Below are 20,409 nucleotides of genomic sequence, written 5' to 3'. Positions count from 1 at the left end.
GGAATCGCCTCGAAACACCAGCCGATACCGCACGCCCCGAAGGGATAGGAATCAGCGGTGGATACGTGGAGGCCGCCGCGAAAACCACGCCTTCGCGGCGGCCGTCGGTCAGGCTTTGGCGGCCTGCAGGGGCAAGCGGGTGGCGGCGCGCCCATGACGTATGGCGAATACGATCATCGCCAAGGCGGCTACCGCCCCTGGGACGGCGAAGGCTATGAAGTTCATTTGCAGAGGCAGCTCGATCGCCAGCAACGCACCTCCCAACAGAGGCCCAACGATGGCGCCATTGCGGCCCACGCCTGATGCCCAGCCAAGGCCAGTCGAACGGATGGACAGGCCGTAGAACTGCGCGGCACACGCATACAGCAAAATTTGCGTACCGATGGTCGTCGCGCCAGCGATGAAGATGAGCAGATAGAGCAACGCCATGGGGCTTTTGAAGCCGAGCAGCGTGATGGATACCGCCGCTACGATAAAGAACAGCGTTACGACCTTTGCGAGGTTGAACCGGTCACCCAGGTACCCGCCCAGGATCGCACCGAACATCCCCCCAAAATTGAGCGCCAGCAGGAAGGACAAACTGGAGCCAAGGCTGTATCCGGCGTTGGCCATGAGCTTCGGTAACCAGGATCCAAGCGCATAGACCATCAACAGGCAGCAGAAGAACGCCAGCCAGATCATCAGCGTACGCAGCGCACGCTGTTCACGGAACAGCTCCAGTACAGGCGTACCCTTTGCGCTGACGTCAGGGACGACGAGCTGCGTGCCGTCCAGCTGAGCGCTTGGCTCGACCCGTTGCAACAACGCACGCGCTTCATCCTGCCGCCCCTGACGAACCAGGAAGCCGACTGACTCGGGCAAGTAGCGCCAAACCAGCGGCAGCAAGGCGAGCGGTATGATCGCTGCAAAAAACATGGCTTCCCACCCGAACCGCGGCAGCATGTAGATGCCGACCCCGGCGGACAACATGCCTCCCAAGGAATAGCCGCTGAACATCACGGCGACGAGTGTGCTGCGCAGTCGCTTGGGTGCGTACTCGTTCATCAGGGCAACGACATTGGGCATCAATCCGCCGATACCCAAGCCCGCGATGAATCTGCAGATACCGAACTCCATCGGGTTACGGGCGAAGCCGTTCAGAACTGTGAAACCGCTGAAAAGGACGAAGCAGATGGCAACGCCCTTCTTGCGTCCGATTCGGTCAGCTAATGGACCAAAGAACAGGGCGCCAAACATCATCCCGAACAACGCATAACTACCGAGTGCACCCGCCTCCATCGGCGTGAGGCCCCACTCATGCATTAGCACGGGGAGCACCACCCCGTAGATGAACAGGTCATAGCCGTCAAAAATCAGAAGCAGCGCGCACCAGAACATGATTTGCCAGTGAAACCGGTTGAAGCGCGCGTTATCGATTACATCGTGAATGTTCGTAGTACGCATGGCGAGTGCCTCTTTTATTCTTGTGTAGTGCGTTATGTAGAAGCCACGCGCGCCGGTCACGGATGCGGCGCGACGTCTGGAGAGTCAGCCGAGATCACCGCCTCCCACGGGTAGCGTGGTCCCGGTGATGTACGACGCCTCGTCCGAGGCAAGAAACAGAATGGCGCCTACCTGCTCATCCAGCGTGCCGTAGCGTTTCATCAGAGTGCTGTCGACGGTCTGATCCACGATCTGCTGATACCAGACCTGCTCCTGCTCGCTTTGAGGATTTGGATTTCGCGGGACGCGTCGAGGAGGCGCCTCGGTACCGCCTGGTGCGGTGGCGTTTACCCGGATTCCGCGTTCGGCGTTCTCGAAAGCCAGGCAGGCGGTCAAGGCGTTCACGCCGCCCTTGGCCGCACCGTACGGGACTCGATTCAGGCTGCGTGTCGCGATCGACGACACATTCACGATCGCGCCGCGGCCCTGCTCGATCATGTGCGGGAGCGCAGCGTGGCAGCACCACAGCGTTGGGAAGAGCGAGCGGTTGATTTCTGCCCGGATCTCATCCTCCTTGTAGTGCTCGAACGGTTTGGCCCAGATTGTGCCCCCCACGTTATTGATGAGGATGTCCAGCCGACCGAAGCGCTCGACGGCCGAGTGCATGACCTTGGCGCAATCCGCGTATTGCTCGAGATCCGCCGTGAGGCTCAACAGGCGCTCGGCCTTCCATTCATGAATGAATTCCGCACGGTCGACGGCCACCACATGTGCGCCTTCATCGAGCAGACGCTCTGCAACACGCCGGCCGATGCCCTGTGCGGCACCCGTCACCACCGCAACCTTGTCATTAAATCGTGGACGCATGCGTCGACCCTCAAGCAATGGCGGCGATCTCGCCGGTGGTAATGACGGTGGGCGTAAACTTCTCGTAGTGGAAGCTGGCGGGCGTAACGCCCTGTTCGCGGAAGTGTCGGCGTACTGCGTCCACCATGGGCGGTGGGCCGCACAGGTACACATCGACGTCGCCCTCATTGAGCATGGCTGGCGTCATGTGCTGGGTGACGTACCCCTTGCGCGGGTGCGACGACTGATCCTCGGCGACGCAGGTCACGAAGCTGAAGTTGGGCAGGCGTGTGGCGAATGCTTCAAGACGGTCAACCAGTACGAGGTCCTGGTCGCGGGTGACGCCGTAAATCATGTGAATGGGGTACGCACATCCCCGCTCCGCCAGTACTTCCAGCATCGAAAGAAAAGGCGCAAGTCCGGTACCGCCGGCCAAGAGCAGTAACGGACGCTTGACGTCCCTGAGATAAAAACTGCCAAGAGGGCCGGTCAGGTGGACGCCTTCGCCCGGCGCTGCGCGATCAAGGTAGCCCGTCATCAACCCGCCCGGCACGCGCTTGATCAGAAAGCTGAATTGCGACGCCCCCGGTTTGGAACTGAAGGAGTAGGCGCGCGTTTGCCCGCTGCCAGGGACTTCGATGTTGACGTACTGTCCCGGAAGGAACGCTGGCGGATTGCTCCCCTCCCGGGTGTTAAAGGTGACTTCAAGCGCTGCGTCCTCGTATGGCGTGACGCCGGCCAGCGTTGCCTCGAACGCAGAGATGCCCGTCTTGCATGACGTGGACGGTACCGGAACGGAAATGACGCAATCCGTGCTGGGCACCATCTGGCAGGTCAGAACCAGGCCCTGATCCACTTCGTCTTCGCTGAGTGCGTCTTCGATGAAGTCATCACCCATGTCGTACGCCCCCTCCTCGCAACGGCACTTGCATGTGCCGCAAACCCCATCGGAGCAATCCATTGGCAGATTGATGCGATTACGGAAGGCAGCATCGAGCACCTTCTCACCGTCCTTGCAGTCGATGAAACGGGTCACCCCGTCTTCGAAATTGAGCGCGATGGTATAGGCCATGAGAATCTCCTGGCCCGCCGACAACGCCGGGCCAATAAACAGGGAATTTCGGACGGGCCAGTCGCCCGTCTTCAGGTGAGTGCCCGCGTTCAGACGTGGTAGATATCCAGCACCTGATGCACGTAGTCGTTCTTGAGCACGACCTTCTTGTACGTAATCAGGGGATGGTCGCCACGGACGTCCAACGTGTAGAAGGAGGTACCAAAGTACAGATCGGTGCTTTTGTAGCGGTGGCTGAGCGTTTGCCAGTTGAAGCGCACCTCGGCTTGATCCTCGTCTTCGCGTAACACTTCGAGGTTCGCGATGAAGTGCGCGGTACGCGGCTCCGGGGTACTGGCACTGGAGCGTTCGGTCTTGATACGAAAGACGCGATCTTCCAGGCCTTCCCGGTTGGGGTAATAGATAAGAGAGATCTCTTTCTGGGGGTCTTGGGTGAGACGATCATCGTCGTCCCAGGACGGCATCCAGAAAATTGCTTTGGCCGAGTAGCACTCCAGCCACTCATCCCATTGGCGATCATCGAGCAGGCGCGCTTCGTGGTAGACGAAATCCAGGATCTGCTGACGGGTGATGGTCATGCTGCATCCTCCCCGTCCGTCGCGATCATGGCGGCGCGCTCACGTTCGATGGCGTCCTCCATGGCTTTGGCCCAGTAGGCATGCTGGCGAACGAACAGCCCTTCGTCTTCTGATTTCACGCCACTCAACAAGGGGTTCATGCCCATCGCCTTGGCATTATCGTCCGGGCCTTCGATCCAGTGGCTCGCGCCACGGCTGAGGTCGTTCCACTCGGCCGCCTGGCCGGCATACCCCGTCTGGCACGCGCGGAACTCCTCGAGGTCGTCTGGCGTACCCATCCCGGTCACATTGAAGAAATCCTCGTACTGACGGATGCGCAGCGCGCGGGCCTTTGCATCCTCGCCCTTGGGCGCGAAGCAATAGATGGTGACCTCGGTCTTGTCGACGGCGATAGGCCGCACGACACGGATCTGCGTCGAGAACTGATCCATGAGGTAAACGTTCGGGTAAAGGCAGAGGTTACGCGTTTGCCCGACGATGATATCCGCACGTGTGTCACCGAACTGGGCCGCGAGCGTATCCCGATGCTCATAGACGGGGCGTACTTCAGGGTTAATGAGCCGGGTCCACAGCAGAATATGGCCGTAGTCGTAGGCATAGAATCCGCCCACGCTCTTGGACCAGCCATTGGCGTCCACGGTCCGGGTGCCTTCGGCCTCATAGTTGCGCCGCTGCATGGTCGCTGAGTAATTCCAGTGGACCGAGCTGACGTGATAGCCGTCGGCGCCATTTTCGATTTGCAGCTTCCAGTTTCCGTCGTAGTAATAGGACGAATTGCCTCGTAGTACCTCGATACCCTGGGGGGCCTGGTCGACGATCTGGTCGATGATCACACGGGTTTCGCCCAGGTATTCCTCAAGGGATACGACATCATCGGTGAGGCAGCCAAACAGGAAACCACGATAGTTCTCGAAGCGAGCCAGGCGCTTGAGGTCATGGGAGCCGTCGCAGTCGAAGGCATCCGGATATCCACCCGTCTTGGCGTCCTTCACCTTGAGCAGTTTGCCGGTGTTGCTGAATGTCCAGCCATGGAAGGGGCAGGTAAACGAGCCCTTGTTCCCGTGCTTGCGGCGACATAGCGTAGCGCCACGGTGTGCACAGGCATTGATCAGGCCATGCAGCTCACCTTGCTTGTCGCGGGTAATTACGATGGGCTGACGGCCGATGTAACCTGTGAAGTAGTCGTTCGGCTCGGGAATCTGGCTTTCGTGGGCCAGGTAAACCCAGCCGCGTTCGAAGATGTGCTTCATCTCCAACTCGAAAAGGGCGGGGTCGGTAAAGACATCGCGACGGCAACGGAAGATGCCTTTCTCCGGATCTTCCTGTACCGAATTTGCCAGTTGGCGCGCGAGGTGATCGAGTCTGCCGATCATGGGTTGGACCCTCCATTGTTCTTATCAGGCGGGTCCAGACTAGGGCGGCGCGTGATCAGCCAATAGCCGATTTCTGCGAATCGCTATCCGTTCTCTGCAGGGTTTTCTGTGCAGGCATGACGAGATATTTCACAGGGAATCCAAGCCAAGCTGCGTCCCGCGCAGCCCCTTCGCTCGAGGCACTGCTCCGGTAAGAAGCGTAACGTTCGAGGCGCGTCATCCGCGTCGCCGCAGCGTCTCAGAAGGAAGCTCACCGAACTGGAGTCGATAGGACTCGGAAAACCGGCCCAGATGGAGAAAGCCATGGTCCAGGGCGATGGCAGTGACGCTCCTGACAACGGCGCTCGGGTCCTTGAGCAGGGCGTGGATACGCTGGAGCTTGCGCTGGCGAATATAGTCCTTCGGCGACACGCCCACGTGTCGATCGAACATTGCGTACAACGTGCGCTCACTCACGCCCGCTACGCCCACCAGCTCGCTCAGCCGGATATCCTGATTGAGGTGCTCATCAATATAGGCAACGACCCGCTCGAAACCTGACCCATGTGCGTTCACAGGTATCCGGCAGACGTTGTTGGCCACGAGCCCCAATAGCTTGCTGGCGATGATCTGCACGTAATGATCCTGCACCTGCACACAGGATTCGGTTGCCTCAGCCTCTGCGCAGACCACGGTCAGCAGTTGCACCAGCATGGCCAGCGATTGCGGATCCTGACATGCAGCTTCGAAGCGAATCCCCTGCTCCGGGATTTGCCAACGCTGGTTCAGGCAGATGCCCTGAAAAAGCGGTGCAGGCAGCTTCACGATGAACTTCTCGCAGTCGGCTGAGTAGGTGAGATCCACCGGATCATCAGGGTTGATCAGCAGCAACTCGCCCGGGCGGTAGAAATGTTCCTGCCCGAGGCACACCGACCGACAGTGCCCCGCCATTAACAGTTGCAGGTGATAGATGGTCTCCAACGCCGGCGAGGTAACCCTGACGGCGCCCCCGTAACTGATCGTGCACAGGTCCAGTGTCGAAAATTTTCGGTGGCTGAGATTCGCTTCGGGAAAACCGGACGCAGGCAGACGTATGCAGTGGTTACCCACGTGCTGATTGACGTAGCCAGACACGGCATAAGGGTCCGCCCGCTCGAAGATGCGGCTGGACTCGCTCAACAGGCTATTCATGGTCAGGCCTCTTTTTGTTTTTTTCGGGCCGAGCCTTCGGGGTGAGGCTCACCCGGCCAGTCTACTCATCCGAAAAGGCGATGAGCGACTTCACATACAAGGCGTTACATAGTCACTACGCACGACGAAGCCGCCACACGAGGTGGCGGCTCCAAAGGTGTCGATCAGGCTTCCAATGCCCTTACCCGGGCATGACGTGCCTGCGCCTGGGCTTCTGCGGTGGATTGCAGGGTGAAGTCGAACTGAATCGTGGCGAATCGGCCTTCGATTCCGCGCGCCTTGGCCTGTTCGGGGTCATCGACGAAGTCGATGTGGGCAATGAGCTCGTCACGCGTTGCATAGGCAAAGTCGTCGTGCAGGTACTGATCGCCGTCCAGATTGATCTGGGTGGTCAGATGGCGGTACCCCGGAGCGGATATGAAGAAGTGGATGTGCGCCGGACGCTGGCCATGACGGCCCAGCTGGTTCAACAGCTGCTGGGTCGGGCCGTCAGGCGGGCACCCGTAGCCGGACGGTACGATGCTGCGGAAGCGGTAACGCCCCTCGGCGTCGGTCTCGATGCGACGACGCAGGTTGAAATCGGACTGCGAGGGATCGAAGTAGGAATAGGTACCCTTGGTATTAGCGTGCCAGACGTCGACGATCGCATTGGCCAGCGGCTTGCCGTCCGTGCTCCAGACCTGCCCTTCCATGAACAGCACGGTACCGGCGTCTTCGCCATCGTCGAGCCGCGCTTCCGCCTTCGATAGCGGTGCGCCCGCGACATACAGCGGCCCTTCAATCGTGCGCGGTGTGCCGCCAGTTCGGCCGGCCTGTTCGTCTTCGGCATCCATGAGCAGGTCGAGGTAGTGCTCGACGCCAAGGCCTGCGACCAGAAGACCCGCCTCCTGGCGTGCCCCAAGTTCATTGAGGTAATTGACTGCCTTCCAGAACTCTTCAGGCGTGATCTGCAGGTCTTCAATGATCTTCACCGTGTCGGTCAGCACGCGGTGAACGACTGTCTTCATGCGTTCGCTGCCTTCGGCGCTGTCGAACCCGCTGGCGTTGTCGAGCAGCTTCTGGGCTTCGGCGGTCTGGGATACGCGTACGGTCATGGCTTGTTCCTCATCTTGTTATTGTCAGGCGAAAGGCGTCGATTACCGGTCGTCTTCGTGTATCGAAGAAGGGTGGCGACACAGCGCGGCGATTTCTATTTCCATGTAAGGGTAAAGCGGGAGCTGCATGAGGGTGTCATGAAGGGCCTGCGCGTCTGGCACATCGAAGATACTGACGTTGGCGTAGAGGCCGGCGATACGCCACAGATGGCGCCAGACACCTTGCTCCTGCAGGCGCTGCGCCAGCGCCTTCTCATCGGCCTTGAGACGTGCCGCTGTCTCGGCTGGCATATCAACCGGCAACTTGACCGTCATGCGAACGTGAAAAAGCATCGTCTTCTCCTCTGTCAGCGGCGCTGGAAGCGCGCTATGCGTTCTTCATCCAATGACACGCCGAGCCCGGGGGTCGTTGGGATCATGAGTTTGAAGTCCTGGTAGATCATGGGCTCGGTCAGAATGTCTTCGGTCAACAGAAGTGGGCCGAACAGCTCTGTATGCCATTCAAGGCGGTCCAGTGTTGCGAACGCATGGGCCGACGCAAGCGTACCCAGACTTCCTTCGAGCATTGTTCCGCCGTAAAGGCCGATGCCGGCGGCCTGCGCGATGTATGCTGAACGCAGGACCGCACGCGGGCCGCCGTTCTTGGCGATCTTCAACGCGAACACGGGGGCAGCACCGGCGCGGGCCAGCGCGAAACTGTCCTCGACGCATTCGATGGCTTCATCCGCCATGATCGGCGCGGCGCTTCGCGCAGACAGGCGCGCCATGGCGATCGGATCGTGACGGCTGACAGGTTGCTCGATGAGTTCGACGCCGGCGTCAGCCAGCTCGGCGCATGCCCGTATGGCAACGGCCTCGCTCCACGCCTGATTGACGTCAACCCGGACACTGGCGCGGTCGCCCAGTGCGCGTTTGATTGCGGCAACATGCGCGATGTCCTGTCGGGGTTCCTGTGCACCGATCTTGAGTTTGAAATGACGATGCCGGCGAAGGTCAAGCATGCGCTCGGCTTCCTCGACGTCTCGCTCTGTCTGCCCGCTGGCCAACGTCCATGCGACTTCCAGTCCGTCATGAACGCGGCCGCCGAGCAACTCGGCGAGCGGCAGTCCAAGGCGTTTGGCTTGTGCGTCGAGCAAGGCCGTTTCAACGGCGCAGCGTGCAAAGGTATTACCACGGATAGTCCGGTCGATCCGGGCCATCGCAGCGTTGACGTTACCGGCCGGCTGCCCGACAAGCAGCGGCGCGAAGTAGGTGTCGAGGTTCGTCTTGATGCTTTCGGGGCTCTCTGGGCCATAGGCCAGACCACCGATCGTCGTTGCCTCGCCAAGCCCTTCGATGCCGTCGCTGCAGAGTAGGCGGAGGATGACAAGCGTCTGACGCTGCATGGTATGCATGGCCAGCTTATGCGGCCGTATCGTCGGCAGGTCGATGATCAACGTCTCGATTCGCTCGATGGTCGGCTGCTGGGCCGCCGATACCTCGAATGCAGTGGGCACCTTGTCCTGCAGCGGTGTCCGTTCAGCCAGTTTCATTAAAGGTGCCTCGATAGCGGGGTCTTGGGGGACAGATTGACCATCCAGCCTTCAGCGGTCCAATATTGATTCGGTCTGGTTGAATACCCAGGAGGTATCGTGGAACTCCGACATCTGCGCTATTTTCGGGTGCTGGCCGAAACCCTGAACTTCACCCGCGCCGCTGAAATCCTTCATATCGCGCAACCGCCCTTGAGCCGTCAGATTCAGCAGCTCGAAGAAGAGCTAGGGGTCGCGTTGATCGAACGAACCCGTCCCTTACGCCTGACAGAGGCTGGGCGATTCTTTTACGAGCACGCCGCGCAGGTCCTCGAACAGCTCGGCCGTGTCTGTGACGATACCCGGCGAATCGCACACGGCAAGAAGCGCTGGCTTGGTATTGGGTTCGCACCCTCTACGCTCTATGGTGCGCTGCCAGAGTTGATCAGGCGCCTACGCGCCGATGGGGGGATTGAGCTGGGCCTTTCCGAGCTGATCACTCTCCAACAAATCGAGGCGCTGAAAAGCGGTCGGATCGATATCGCGTTTGGTCGTATTCACATCGACGACGATGCCATCGTTCAGGAAGTGCTGCGAGAAGACCCGCTAGTGGCCGTGCTGCCCGCGGGCCATCCGCTTTCCGGCAGCGCCGTTTCGCTCCAGGCGTTAGCGCGCGAGCCTTTCGTGCTGTACCCCGGCTCGCCAAGGCCCAGCTACGCCGACCACGTTCTCGAGCTATTTGGCCGCCATGGGCTGGGCATCCGCGTCGCACAGATGACCAACGAGATGCAGACAGCGATAGGACTGGTCGCCGCGGGCATCGGCGTTACCCTCGTCCCGGCATCCGTGCAGCGTTTGCACCGAGACGACATCACGTATGTCCCGCTGCTCGATAGTGATGCCACGTCCCCGATCGTTCTTAGTTACCGCAATGGAGACGATTCAGCGCTCTTGAGGCATTGCCTCGATACGGTTCGCGAACTGGAAATGTCGGCCTGACTCGCCTGAGCAGTGCCAACGTACCGGGCCAAGCCCCCCGCTATTCAGCGAGTTTGCGACGCAGCTCACGCAATAGTGTTCGGTTTCGGACGGGGCGTCAGCGTTGCTGCGCCAATGCTCGACTAGGATATGGGCCGCTCCGCTTATCCAGGTGCCCCGACGCTTGTCGGTCAGCCGCCACCGAACGGCGGGCGATAGCTGACAACCGCGAATAGCCGCGCACACTATAGTTCCACTTTGATATCAGATCGCATCGAACGGCTTCGCATGATCTGACGCGGCCATCACTGCTGCGTAACCCGTTGCCGGAATAGAACATACGATGAGCACGACAACTTTAGGCGTGGCCTGCCAGGGATTTGGTGAGCACGAGCAAGGACTGCTCCAGCAGCAACTCAAAATGCTCCGCGGGCGCACAGCGCTCGAATGGTCCTATTTGCCCCAGCCGGCGGACGCGCAACTGGTCTTCGTCCGAGAGGCAAACCAACCGCAGGGTTCGGCGACCGCAGTGTTCAAGGATGGGCGCTTCACGCTACGCAAGCAGGTGGAATGGCCCCTACGGATCGTTGGCCTCTACGATCTGCTCAGCGATTGCGAGCGGGATCTGCCAATAGCGAGCGCAGCACCGAGCGTTAGCTTGCCCGCCCGGCTTGCCGGGCTGACATCGGCGACCTTTTATATGCACGAGGCCCTACGCTTCGTCATTCTTCCACACGAAGACCGCTTGTTCAGCGATATCCCGGAGTTCGAAACGCTGCTCGCTACCCTTCAGAATCTGCCAGCCGACCTCCTGCCTGCGCCCCTGAGCGCAGCACCCGGGATGGACGTGCTGCGCCAAGCCTATTCTCTCAAACGCGTGGTCTGGGCACTGAGCCTGCACGAGCCGATCGCCGCGGCGCGTCTGGCGGACATGAGTGCCACGGAGTACCGCATCGGGGCATGGCCGGACTATGGCGAATGGGAAAGCTCCCCCGCCCTGCTCCGCCTGGCTGCACTCTACAGCCGCCAGTTCGCGACCGTTCAGGAGGGTGCAGACTTCTCCCGGGCTACGCCGGAAGAGGTCGTCGCATTCCTCGATGGTTGCGACCGCTGCGGCCTCGCTGTCACCAGCCGAGCCAAGGAAGCTGCCGTGCCAGCACCCTCACGTCCGGAACGTATTCAAGACGAAGGTCTGCTTTCCCGGTTGCGGAAACGCCTTGGGATGGCCTTCGGCATATCGAGTTGATCATGAAGATTCTGTTCATCGGCCCCATGGGGGCCGGCAAGACGACAGCGATCCACGCTGTGAGTGACATCCCGCCGGTCAACACCGAAGCGGACAACACCGATGCGGTCCAACACAGCAAATCGACCACCACGGTCGCGATGGACTACGGTGAAATCAACCTGGGCGAAGGCGATACCGTTGCGCTCTACGGAATTCCTGGCCAGGATCGCTTCGCCTTCATGTGGCCAATCCTGGGTGAAGGCGCCATGGGCGCGGTTCTCTTGCTCGACCACTCTCGGCAGGATCGCCTGCTGACACTCAAGACCTACCTGGACGCCTTCCCTGCACTGGCAGACCGGGGCGCCTTGGTTATTGCCGTAGGCCATACGCAAGAGAGCCAATCCGACGTTCTTCCTGCTTATCGCTCAGTGCTGGCCGAACGCGGGCTGGCGCTGCCGATGTTCGTCACCGATGTTCGTGAGAAGCAAAACGTACTGCTGCTTATTGAAACCCTCATTGCCAACGCTGAAGTCAGCCAACTACAGGATGTGAAATGAACGCCGCGCCACCCGTGTCTCCCCTTCGCACCCTGTGCCTGGGCCACCTGGAGCGCCTGCGTCAGATCGACCATTTCCAGATGGCAGCCGTGTGCTCTACCGATGGTTTTCCGATCGCCACGCTCGGCGTAGAGCCACTGCAGGGCCGAAAAATGACGGCCATGGCTGCTGCCCTCGATGGGCTGAGCAAGTCGCTTGCGCAGGAGCTATCGCTGGGCAAACTCGAAGGTACGGCACTGGAATGCGAGTTCGGCCTGGTGCTTTGTCGTCAGGTCCATGCTTCAAAACGCAACCTCGTCCTGCTCCTCGTAATGAGTGAACAGGCGACCTACGGCCATGCCCTCTGGGCAATTCGGAACACGGCACAGGAAATGGGTGCCTCGTTGCAACAGCTGGTTGAGCAGAACGCCAACCTTTAACCCACCTCACTTCTGCAATAGGATCATCACATGGCAAGCCTTACCGAAACCCTGGGTCAACTGCTCGACATCGAGGGCGCCATGGCTGCGTCCGTGGTGGATTACTCCAGCGGCATGCTGCTGGGCTCCGTTGGCCAGGGCATGGACATGGAGCTGGCTGCAGCCGGCAATACCGAAGTTGTACGTGCCAAGCTCAAGACCATGAAAATGCTTGGCCTCAACGAAAACATCGAAGACATGCTCATCACGCTTGGCACCCAGTACCACCTCATCCGCCCGCTGAGCCAAACGCAAGAGCTGTTCGTGTATTACGTACTCGACAAGTCGAAGGCCAACCTCGCGCTGGCGCGTCGCAAGCTGCAATCGGTGGAAGCCCAGATCACGGTCTGACCCGCCAATAGCGTGTACGGCAACGTACACGCCCTCAATGAAAGAGCCGTGCGCTGAGCTCCTCGCTGGCAGCCAGCAATACCGGCAGGAATCGACTCTCCAACTCCTGACGGCTCACCCGACTGGCATGCGTGCCAACGTTAAGTGCTGCCAGCACCTTCCCGCTCGAATCCTTCAGAGGCACCGCAAGCGAGCGCAGTCCCACCTCCAACTCCTGATCGATGATGACCCAGCCCTGCTGGCGGATCTCGGCGATGCTGGCCTTCAACCCTTCGACAGTGGCCACGGTTCGGCTGGTCTTGACCTGCAGTTCGGCGTGCTCGAGGTAGTCTTCGAGGGCGAAGTCATCAAGACCGGCGAGCAGGATCCGCCCCATCGAGGTGCAATACGCGGGCAGCCGGCTCCCTACACTCAGGTCGACCGAGATGAGCCGCTGCGGTGTGGCAGAACGCGCCAGATACAGAATCTCCTCACCCTGCAACGTCGCCATGGAGCAGGCTTCGTGAAGCTGCTCACTCAGCCGGTCGAGGATAGGCTGAGCCGTCACGGCGAGCGGCGTCGACGACAGGTAGGCGTGGCCCAGCGTGAGTACCTTGGGCAATAACGAGTAGGTCCGGCCATCCGAGGTGACAAAACCCAGCTGGCTCAACGTGTACAGACAGCGTCTGACCGCGGCACGGGGGATTTCCGTGCGATGGCTGATCTGGGCGATAGTGAGATGCCTTTTCCGCTCCTGGAATGCATTGATTACTGCAAGGCCGCGGGCCAGGGAAGTCATGAAGTTCGGGTCACCGCTCAATTGCTCGATGCGCTTGGCGGGCGACAGATAGGAAGGCGGCGCCAACGGAACGGCGGGTTTCTTCTCGTCTGGCATGGCGATTCTCGGCAATAAGTTTCTTGTCGATTATCGACCACTGCGTTCGATTATCGCAATCACGTCACGGGCATGTGCGAGGTGAAATAAGCCAGTAAAAGGCTGATGGTGAAAAAGGCAGACACGGTCGCGGCGAAAAGCGCCGCCGCACAGCTATCCTCCAGACCGAAGCGCTGGCCCAATATCGGGTAGATACTCATCACCGGCACGCTGGCGAATACCACCGCGGCGATGGCCAGCATCGGGTCAACGCCACCGATGAGTGCCATCAGTATCCCTACCGACAAGGGATGCAAGATCAACTTTCCTGCCACGACCTGTCCGACGTCGCCGATGAGCCCGCCAGGACGCAGCCCATAGAGCAACCCTCCGATAACGAACAGCGCCACAGGCGCCGCCGCCGTCGCGAGCAGGTCAATGGGTTTGAGCAATACCACGGGCAGCTGGACCTGAAACAGCGACAACAGCAGTGCGATGATGATGCCAATGATGACGGGGCTCTTAAGTAGCCGCCTGCCAGTATCCACCAACAGGCGCAAGCGACTCGCACCGCTCTGCTCGCCCGACTCGGCCAGGATCAGCGCCAGCGGGATCATGATGAGGTTCTCGACCAACATGCACAGCGCCATCGCTACACCCGCGACGGGCCCCAGTGCCGCCGATGCGAGTGGATAGCCGATGAAACCGCTATTGGAACAACACATGCCGAGGGCAATGATGGCTCCACGCTGCAAGGGCAGCTTGCGAACGCGTAGCGCGTAGGTCAGCCCGCCGGCGTACACCAGCAGCGACCCAATGGCGTAGGCGGCAAGGAAGCGACCGTCCAGTACCTCGCCGAGGGGGCGAGTACCCATTGCGCGGATAACGAGTGCCGGCAGCGCGAAGGTAATCACGAATACGCCCAGTGCCCGGATCTGCTCCCGGCTCATGACACCCCAACGCGCTGCCGCGAAACCCAACGCAATGAGGATGAAGATCGGAGCGGTGATCGAAAGAATCTGCATCGGATGTCCTGTGTAGGCACGCGTCCAGCGAAGTCAGGTCGTACTCGCCTCCTCCAGTCGGCAAGGCGTCAACTGACGCAGGCGACTTCGAGTGCGTGCGAAATCCTGATGAGGGGACCCGGTGCAGAGTGCTTCGAGATCCACCTCGCTGCCGAGAAGCAACTCGACGCCCTGATCATAGGCGATGTCCACAAAGTTGATGAATCGCTGACAGGCATCCGTGGGTTGATCCGCCAGCGGTGGTACGCCCGACATGCCGATTTTGGGAAAACGAGCCATCAACCATAGATAGTCGGCGGTGGAATGAGGTTGGCGGCATAGATCGTCGAAACACAGCCACACACTCGCCTCGTGCTCACCGAGCACCCGCATCGGGTGATGATTCACCTCGATGACGCGGGCCTGGGTCCCTTCCTTCAGCAGTCCGAGCTGGTCGGGAATGGCGTGGGGCGACCTTGCTTCTGGCCAGATAAAGGCACCCCAGTGATACCCAGGGCGCTCGCGGTAATCGGTCCCCGCATCCAGCGACAGGACGGTGAACCGCTTCTCGATCACACGGATGGCCGGGACGAACCGTTCACGGTATAGCGGATTTGGGCAAAGCCCTTCAGGCGGATAGTTCGATGTTGCCACGAGCCCAACGCCTTCATCGACCAGGACGTCGAGCAAGCGACGGAGGAGCATCGCATCACCGATATCATGAACATGGAATTCATCGATGCACAGCAGGCGGACCTCCTGCGCCAAGGCCTTCAAGGCCAGCACCAGCGGATCAGGCTGGCCAGCGTACGGCCGCATACGGGCCTGAAGCTCCTGCAAAAACGCGTGGAAGTGAACGCGACGCTTGTGCTCTATCGGCACCGCGGCGAAAAAAGCATCGAGCACGAAACTCTTTCCACGCCCCACACCACCCCAGAGGTACACGCCAGCCGCCGGCGTGCGACGCCAGCCCCGGCGCCCCGCCGACCATGCTTCGTACCAGCCGGCCAGTGCGACGATGGCGTCGCGCTGCGCAGCATCTGCCGTAAAACCTCGGGATGCGAGCGCTTCCTCGAACCCCTGGTGGATCACGTTCGAGGTGCTACTCAAGCGCATCACCTCGTTCGAACAAGGCAGAATTCGCCGCGACTAGAAGTCGAAAAACACGGTTTCGCCATCGCCTTGCAGGCGGATATCGAATCGGTAAGCCTTCTTGCCATCTACTTCACAGCTTCTTGCGATCAGGGTTTCACGGCGTGACGGCTGGTCAACGAGATTCAGGACCGGGTCATCCGCATTGGCATGTGTCTCGTCATCGAAATAGACACGCGTATGCAGGTGAATGTTGATACCGCGGGCGAACAGCGACACGTTGATGTGCGGCGCCATGGCGATGCCAGCCGCATTCTTTACCATACCGGGCTTGATGGTGTGCAGCGACCACTCGCCGGCATCGAATGTGGTGGCGGTCCGGCCGAAGCTGTTGAATGCGTTTTCCACATTGAAGGCCGGTTGGTACTGGCCCTCCGAATCGGCCTGCCAAAACTCGAGGAATGAGTCGCGCACCAGATGGCCGTTGCCATCATAGACGTGGCCGATAAGCACGACGTGCTCGCCGGGCGCATTCGGCTTGGCCATCTCATTCCAGATTTCCTGGTCGCGTACCGGATTGCCTGCCGCCTGCAGCGCCAGCCCGATATGAACGTAGGGGCCGGCGGTTTGCGACGGGGTTTCACGCAGTAATTCAACGGGCATCTCGCATTCTCCTCAATGGCTTTCGAAGTGCGTCTTGCGCTGGCCGCGCAGGACGATATCGAATCGGTAGGCCAGGCAATCCATGGGATTGGCCATGCCCATGTCGAGCCGCGCGATCAGCGAGCTCACCGCCTCGGGGTCGTTGATCGAATTCACGATCGGACACAGCGGGATAAGGGGATCGCCCTCGAAATAGAGCTGCGTGATCAGCTTGGCCGCGATGGATGGACCACTGACCGATACGTGTATATGCGCCGGTCGCCAGTCGTTCGGGCCGTTTCGCCACGGGTAAGGACCTGGCTTCACCGTGCGGAAGATGTAGCGCCCCTCGGCATCCGTCAGGACACGGCCCACCCCACCGAAATTAGGATCAAGCGGTGCTAGGTAACGGTCGTTCTTATGACGATAGCGCCCGCCTGCGTTCGCCTGCCAAATCTCGACCAGCGTGTTTGGAACAGGTTTGCCGAACTGATCGAAAACGAAACCTGACAAGACGATGCGTTCACCAATCGGTAGCCCGCCATTATTGAAGTTCAGCAACAGATCGTTGTCGTGCTTGCCGAAACCAAGATGCGAAAAGTCGGGACCGGTGGTTTCGGAAATTGACTGGGGAATGCTGACCAGCGCCTGCCGAGGCGAACGCGGGATCGAACTCTTGTAGTTCGGCGTATAGGCCTTCGGGTGCCAGTCGCGGTCGCGAATGATGTAGTGGTGACTGTCCTGTTTGGACATGAGGGGCGCCCTCTTATTGGAATTATCGGAACCTGTGCATCAGGCTGATTCGATTCTGGCGCTGGAGCGTCCCGCTCGAAACTGAAAATACCACCCGAAACCATAACCGAATGGTTATGGAAGGTAATCCTGCCGGTACTCCGACGCCCCTTCCCGCAGCGCCTCGCAGGCCCACTGCGCAGCGAGCGAGAGTGGCACAGACGGATTGTGGCAAATGCCGACAGAACCCCCAGGCTCCGCCATGCCCGGATCAAGTTGGCACAACGTCTCTTCGGCGAGATCCAGCCGTACGGCGTCCAGCGGCGCAATCCAAATGGCGTCACTGCGCTGAACGTATCGTTTACTCAATGCGACCGACAAGGTTTCCAGGCGGCGAGGCGGTAGGCCAAGCCCGGCCTGGACAAACAGCCCGTCGGCGTAGCGGCGAATGGTCGTACCGGCCAGAGGCAGCACGACGGGGAAATCATGAAGTCGACCAGGATCGAGCGGTCGCTCGGCAAGCAGCGCGTGGGACGGGCGAACCGCCATGACCATCGACTCGCTGTAGAGATGCTCGAAGCTCAGGCCGATGACCTGGGGGCTATCCGTCATACGCCCCACGACAAGGTCCAATTCCCCCAACCGTAGCTGTGAAAGCAGGTAATCGCTGGGCCCGGTCACGACACTGACGTTAAGCGCGGCATGACGCGCATGAAGCCTGTCGACCACGTCCGGCAGCAGCGTACTCTCCACAGTCGAGAGGACGCCGAGCCGGACATATCCCGCTTCGTGTTCACCTTCCCGCAGGCTACGCACGCCTTCGCGCAATGCCTGTACGCTCGGAGCCGCATAGCGCATGAAGGCCACGCCCGCTGCGGTCAATTCCGCGCCAGCCTTACCGCGATCGAAGAGACTGACCTGCAACAGCGCCTCGAGCTCCTTGAGCGTCTTCGAGATGGCAGGCTGGCTGACCGCCAGGCGATCCGCTGCACGCGCCAGACTGCCCTGACGTGCAACCTCGAGAAAGCAGACCAGATGGCGGAATTTGATACGGGTATCGAGGTTCACGGTTGCACTTCCTTGAGACAGGCATGCAGTGTCCCCAAGCGTACCGCCCGACTCAAGCGAACGCGCAGCTATCGCAGCCTATACTGCGAGCTATACCAACAAAAATCGGTTGCTGGGTCCCCATGACGGTCCGCGTATTTTCACTTGCCGCACTTGCGCTGCTGGCCTTCGCTGGCAACTCCCTGCTCTGTCGTCTTGCCCTCACGACCACATCGATCGACCCCGCGACCTTCACTGCGATTCGCCTCGTATCAGGCGCTGTGGTTCTCGCGATATTGGCATGGTCCCAACATGGCTCGACCCGAGTCGCGGGCAATTGGCCCTCTGCGCTTGCACTCTTCATCTATGCTGCCGCGTTTTCCTTCGCCTATGTCGAGCTCGACGCAGGGGCCGGCGCACTTCTACTCTTCGGCGCCGTTCAACTGAGCATGCTGGGCTGGGGCTTACTGCAGGGTGAACGTCTTCGGCCCCTGGCCGTCGGTGGGTTGTTCATCGCATTCGCAGGACTTGTGACATTGCTACTGCCAGGCGCCCATGCGCCCGGTTGGCAACCTGCTGGGCTGATGATCATGGCAGGCGCGGCGTGGGGCGCTTATTCACTGCTGGGGCGACGCGCGACCAGCCCGGCGCTAATTGCGACCACCGGCAATTTCATTCGGGCCTTGCCCTTCGTTGCCATTCTGGCGCTGATTCAACTGTCATCGTTGACCTGGGACCTAGCCGGGTTGCTCTATGCAGTGCTCTCGGGCGCCGTGACATCCGGACTCGGTTACGCCTTGTGGTACGCCGCCCTTCCCTCACTGCGAGCCATGCATGCCGCCACGCTGCAGCTGAGCGTGCCCGTCATTACGCTCTTTGCCGGCGCACTACTGTTGGACGAAGTCCTGACCTTCGGCCTTTTAGCGGCATCCGCCGCCGTCCTGGGCGGCATCGCGCTCGTCCTGCTCAGTAGGCGTTGATGATGGTTGGTCAGGTAATGAATACGCTAATGATCAGGCAGATCGCGAGGCCGGTCAGGCCGACCAGCGTCTTCATGACGGTCCATGACTTGAGCGTATCCGACACGCTCATGCCGAGGTAACGGTTTGCCATCCAGAAGCCTGAATCGTTGACATGGGAAAAGGCTGCTCCGCCGCAGGCAATTGCAATGGTGCACAGTGCGAGCATCTGCTCGCTGGCGCCCATCATGGCCGCGACCGGCGCCGTCAAGCTTGCACCGGTGATCATTGCCACAGTGCCCGACCCCTGTGAAATCCGCATTATGGAAGAGGTGAGGAAGGCAAAGAGTACGAGCGGCATATTCAGTGATTTCATCCCGTCTGCCAGGATCTCTCCGACCCCCGACTCGACCAATACCTTTCCGAATACGCCACCAGCCCCCGTGATAAGGATGATCAGGCCCGCCGGTTCCAGCGCCTTGGTGGCGATCTTTTGCAACTCGTCCTTGCTGAACCCACGCTTGTGCCCGAAGACCCAGAAGGTCAGCAAGGCAGTGAGCAGCAACGCAATGATCGGGTTCCCGATGAACATCATGACCGAGCGAAACAGGTTGCCCTCCGGCAATAGCCACTCGGCGCTGGTGTTGCTGAGGATAAGTACCAACGGCATCAGCAGAATCAGAACGACAGACCGGAAAGGCGGCAATTGGCTCGGATCGTCGAAGCGTGTTTCGCCTTTGACCATGTATTCAGGAACAGGGACGAAGATCCGCTCCGAAATGAACTTACCGAATAACGGCCCTGCGACTGCCATCGCGGGTAACCCGGCGATAATGCCCCAGATGATGACCCAACCCAGATCCGCGCCGAGAATGCTCGCAGTAGCAATGGGGCCGGGCGTTGGCGGCAGGAAGGTATGAGTCACGCTCAGTCCTGCGCAAAGCGGAATGCCGTAGAACAGAAGGGAGCGTTTGGTACGCCTAGCAATGCCGTAGATCAGCGGAACCAGAATGATGATCGCCACATCAATGAACACCGCAATGGACACTAGAAATCCAGCGAGCCCAAGAGCCCACGGCACGGTGCGGTCGCTACAACGCTCGATAAGGCTTAGTGCGAGCCGCTCCGAGCCGCCCGACACCCTCAGCATCTCTCCGAACATGGCGCCCAGGCCGATGATAAGCGCGACGAATCCAAGCGTACCGCCCATGGATTTGACCACGAAATCGAGTAGTTCCTGCGGGGGCATGCCGATCGCAAGACCGGCGACGAGACTGACGCTCAAAAGCGCTATGAACGGCTGGAAACGAAATCGAACGATCAGGACGAGCAAGGCCAGGATAGAGGCCACGGTCACCGTCACGACCAGTGTGGTGTGTTCCATTGGGTACTCCGGTTTGTTCTTGTAAAAGGAGTCGCGCCGGCAGGCACCGGCGCTATTG

22 protein-coding genes are annotated in these 20,409 nt (G+C 60.2%); 6 read left to right on the top strand and 16 right to left on the bottom strand.

Annotation, left to right across the window (positions count from 1 at the left end; all coding sequences use genetic code 11):
- Positions 1 to 108 precede the first annotated feature (108 nt).
- The 9 genes from ACY8D3_RS01795 to ACY8D3_RS01755 form a co-directional block, all read right to left on the bottom strand.
- Positions 109 to 1,443, bottom strand: a complete 1,335-nt coding sequence (locus ACY8D3_RS01795) for an MFS transporter (protein ID WP_462381326.1) — start codon at positions 1,441 to 1,443, stop codon at positions 109 to 111.
- Between the two features lie 84 nt (positions 1,444 to 1,527).
- Positions 1,528 to 2,289: a 1,6-dihydroxycyclohexa-2,4-diene-1-carboxylate dehydrogenase gene (locus ACY8D3_RS01790; RefSeq protein WP_462381325.1), complete on the bottom strand. Its 762-nt coding sequence runs from the start codon at positions 2,287 to 2,289 to the stop codon at positions 1,528 to 1,530.
- A gap of 10 nt (positions 2,290 to 2,299) precedes the next feature.
- Complete coding sequence (gene benC, locus ACY8D3_RS01785; RefSeq protein ID WP_462381324.1) at positions 2,300 to 3,340, bottom strand: benzoate 1,2-dioxygenase electron transfer component BenC; 1,041 nt, start codon at positions 3,338 to 3,340, stop codon at positions 2,300 to 2,302.
- 89 nt (positions 3,341 to 3,429) lie between these two features.
- A complete protein-coding gene (gene benB / locus ACY8D3_RS01780; RefSeq protein ID WP_462381323.1) occupies positions 3,430 to 3,918 on the bottom strand; it encodes a benzoate 1,2-dioxygenase small subunit in 489 nt (162 codons plus the stop codon).
- Entirely contained in the window at positions 3,915 to 5,291 is a 1,377-nt protein-coding gene (locus ACY8D3_RS01775; protein ID WP_462381322.1) for a Rieske 2Fe-2S domain-containing protein, read from the bottom strand. Before ACY8D3_RS01775 ends, benB begins: the two co-directional genes overlap by 4 nt.
- 216 nt (positions 5,292 to 5,507) lie before the next feature.
- Positions 5,508 to 6,461 carry an AraC family transcriptional regulator gene (locus tag ACY8D3_RS01770; protein ID WP_462381321.1) on the bottom strand — a complete coding sequence of 318 codons (954 nt, stop codon included), beginning with the start codon at positions 6,459 to 6,461 and terminating at the stop codon, positions 5,508 to 5,510.
- Positions 6,462 to 6,625: 164 nt separating this feature from the next.
- Entirely contained in the window at positions 6,626 to 7,555 is a 930-nt protein-coding gene (catA, locus tag ACY8D3_RS01765) for a catechol 1,2-dioxygenase (protein ID WP_462381320.1), read from the bottom strand.
- A 42-nt stretch (positions 7,556 to 7,597) separates the two neighbouring features.
- Positions 7,598 to 7,888, bottom strand: a complete 291-nt coding sequence (catC, locus tag ACY8D3_RS01760) for a muconolactone Delta-isomerase (protein WP_462381319.1) — start codon at positions 7,886 to 7,888, stop codon at positions 7,598 to 7,600.
- Between the two features lie 14 nt (positions 7,889 to 7,902).
- Positions 7,903 to 9,087, bottom strand: a complete 1,185-nt coding sequence (locus ACY8D3_RS01755) for a muconate cycloisomerase family protein (RefSeq protein WP_462381318.1) — start codon at positions 9,085 to 9,087, stop codon at positions 7,903 to 7,905.
- Positions 9,088 to 9,186: 99 nt separating this feature from the next.
- On the opposite strand from ACY8D3_RS01755, the gene ACY8D3_RS01750 reads away from it, so the two are divergent.
- The 5 genes from ACY8D3_RS01750 to ACY8D3_RS01730 all read left to right on the top strand — a co-directional run bounded on the left by ACY8D3_RS01750 (position 9,187) and on the right by ACY8D3_RS01730 (position 12,638).
- Positions 9,187 to 10,065: a LysR family transcriptional regulator gene (locus ACY8D3_RS01750; protein WP_462381316.1), complete on the top strand. Its 879-nt coding sequence runs from the start codon at positions 9,187 to 9,189 to the stop codon at positions 10,063 to 10,065.
- 322 nt (positions 10,066 to 10,387) lie between these two features.
- A complete protein-coding gene (locus ACY8D3_RS01745; RefSeq protein WP_462381315.1) occupies positions 10,388 to 11,290 on the top strand; it encodes a hypothetical protein in 903 nt (300 codons plus the stop codon).
- 2 nt (positions 11,291 to 11,292) lie between these two features.
- Positions 11,293 to 11,829, top strand: coding sequence for a GTP-binding protein (locus ACY8D3_RS01740; protein ID WP_462381313.1), 537 nt, complete (start codon positions 11,293 to 11,295; stop codon positions 11,827 to 11,829).
- Positions 11,826 to 12,248, top strand: coding sequence for a roadblock/LC7 domain-containing protein (locus ACY8D3_RS01735; protein ID WP_462381311.1), 423 nt, complete (start codon positions 11,826 to 11,828; stop codon positions 12,246 to 12,248). The genes ACY8D3_RS01740 and ACY8D3_RS01735 overlap by 4 nt, the downstream gene beginning before the upstream one ends.
- Before the next feature lie 30 nt (positions 12,249 to 12,278).
- On the top strand, positions 12,279 to 12,638 hold the full coding sequence (locus ACY8D3_RS01730; protein WP_462381309.1) for a hypothetical protein: 360 nt from the start codon (positions 12,279 to 12,281) through the stop codon (positions 12,636 to 12,638).
- A gap of 34 nt (positions 12,639 to 12,672) precedes the next feature.
- Here the strand turns inward: ACY8D3_RS01730 and ACY8D3_RS01725 are convergent, their stop codons facing one another.
- The 6 genes from ACY8D3_RS01725 to pcaQ all read right to left on the bottom strand — a co-directional run bounded on the left by ACY8D3_RS01725 (position 12,673) and on the right by pcaQ (position 18,029).
- Positions 12,673 to 13,512, bottom strand: a complete 840-nt coding sequence (locus tag ACY8D3_RS01725; protein WP_462381308.1) for an IclR family transcriptional regulator domain-containing protein — start codon at positions 13,510 to 13,512, stop codon at positions 12,673 to 12,675.
- 59 nt (positions 13,513 to 13,571) lie between these two features.
- On the bottom strand, positions 13,572 to 14,516 hold the full coding sequence (locus tag ACY8D3_RS01720) for an AEC family transporter (RefSeq protein ID WP_462381307.1): 945 nt from the start codon (positions 14,514 to 14,516) through the stop codon (positions 13,572 to 13,574).
- 33 nt (positions 14,517 to 14,549) lie between these two features.
- The gene (zapE, locus tag ACY8D3_RS01715; RefSeq protein ID WP_462381306.1) at positions 14,550 to 15,611 is read right to left on the bottom strand and encodes a cell division protein ZapE; all 1,062 of its coding nucleotides are present in this window, start codon (positions 15,609 to 15,611) and stop codon (positions 14,550 to 14,552) included.
- 33 nt (positions 15,612 to 15,644) lie between these two features.
- Complete coding sequence (gene pcaG, locus ACY8D3_RS01710) at positions 15,645 to 16,250, bottom strand: protocatechuate 3,4-dioxygenase subunit alpha (protein WP_462381305.1); 606 nt, start codon at positions 16,248 to 16,250, stop codon at positions 15,645 to 15,647.
- A 12-nt stretch (positions 16,251 to 16,262) separates the two neighbouring features.
- The gene (gene pcaH / locus ACY8D3_RS01705) at positions 16,263 to 16,982 is read right to left on the bottom strand and encodes a protocatechuate 3,4-dioxygenase subunit beta (protein WP_462381304.1); all 720 of its coding nucleotides are present in this window, start codon (positions 16,980 to 16,982) and stop codon (positions 16,263 to 16,265) included.
- A gap of 114 nt (positions 16,983 to 17,096) precedes the next feature.
- Positions 17,097 to 18,029, bottom strand: a complete 933-nt coding sequence (pcaQ, locus tag ACY8D3_RS01700; protein ID WP_462381302.1) for a pca operon transcription factor PcaQ — start codon at positions 18,027 to 18,029, stop codon at positions 17,097 to 17,099.
- A gap of 122 nt (positions 18,030 to 18,151) precedes the next feature.
- On the opposite strand from pcaQ, the gene ACY8D3_RS01695 reads away from it, so the two are divergent.
- On the top strand, positions 18,152 to 18,988 hold the full coding sequence (locus tag ACY8D3_RS01695) for a DMT family transporter (protein WP_462381301.1): 837 nt from the start codon (positions 18,152 to 18,154) through the stop codon (positions 18,986 to 18,988).
- Between the two features lie 10 nt (positions 18,989 to 18,998).
- Here ACY8D3_RS01695 and ACY8D3_RS01690 read toward each other — a convergent pair whose 3' ends face one another.
- On the bottom strand, positions 18,999 to 20,351 hold the full coding sequence (locus ACY8D3_RS01690; RefSeq protein ID WP_462381299.1) for a GntP family permease: 1,353 nt from the start codon (positions 20,349 to 20,351) through the stop codon (positions 18,999 to 19,001).
- Positions 20,352 to 20,409 lie beyond the last annotated feature (58 nt).

Source organism: Pseudomonas sp. Marseille-QA0892 (assembly GCF_054950135.1).
The sequence above is the reverse complement of the archived record's forward strand: the minus strand, read 5'-3'. Positions and strand labels throughout refer to the sequence as shown.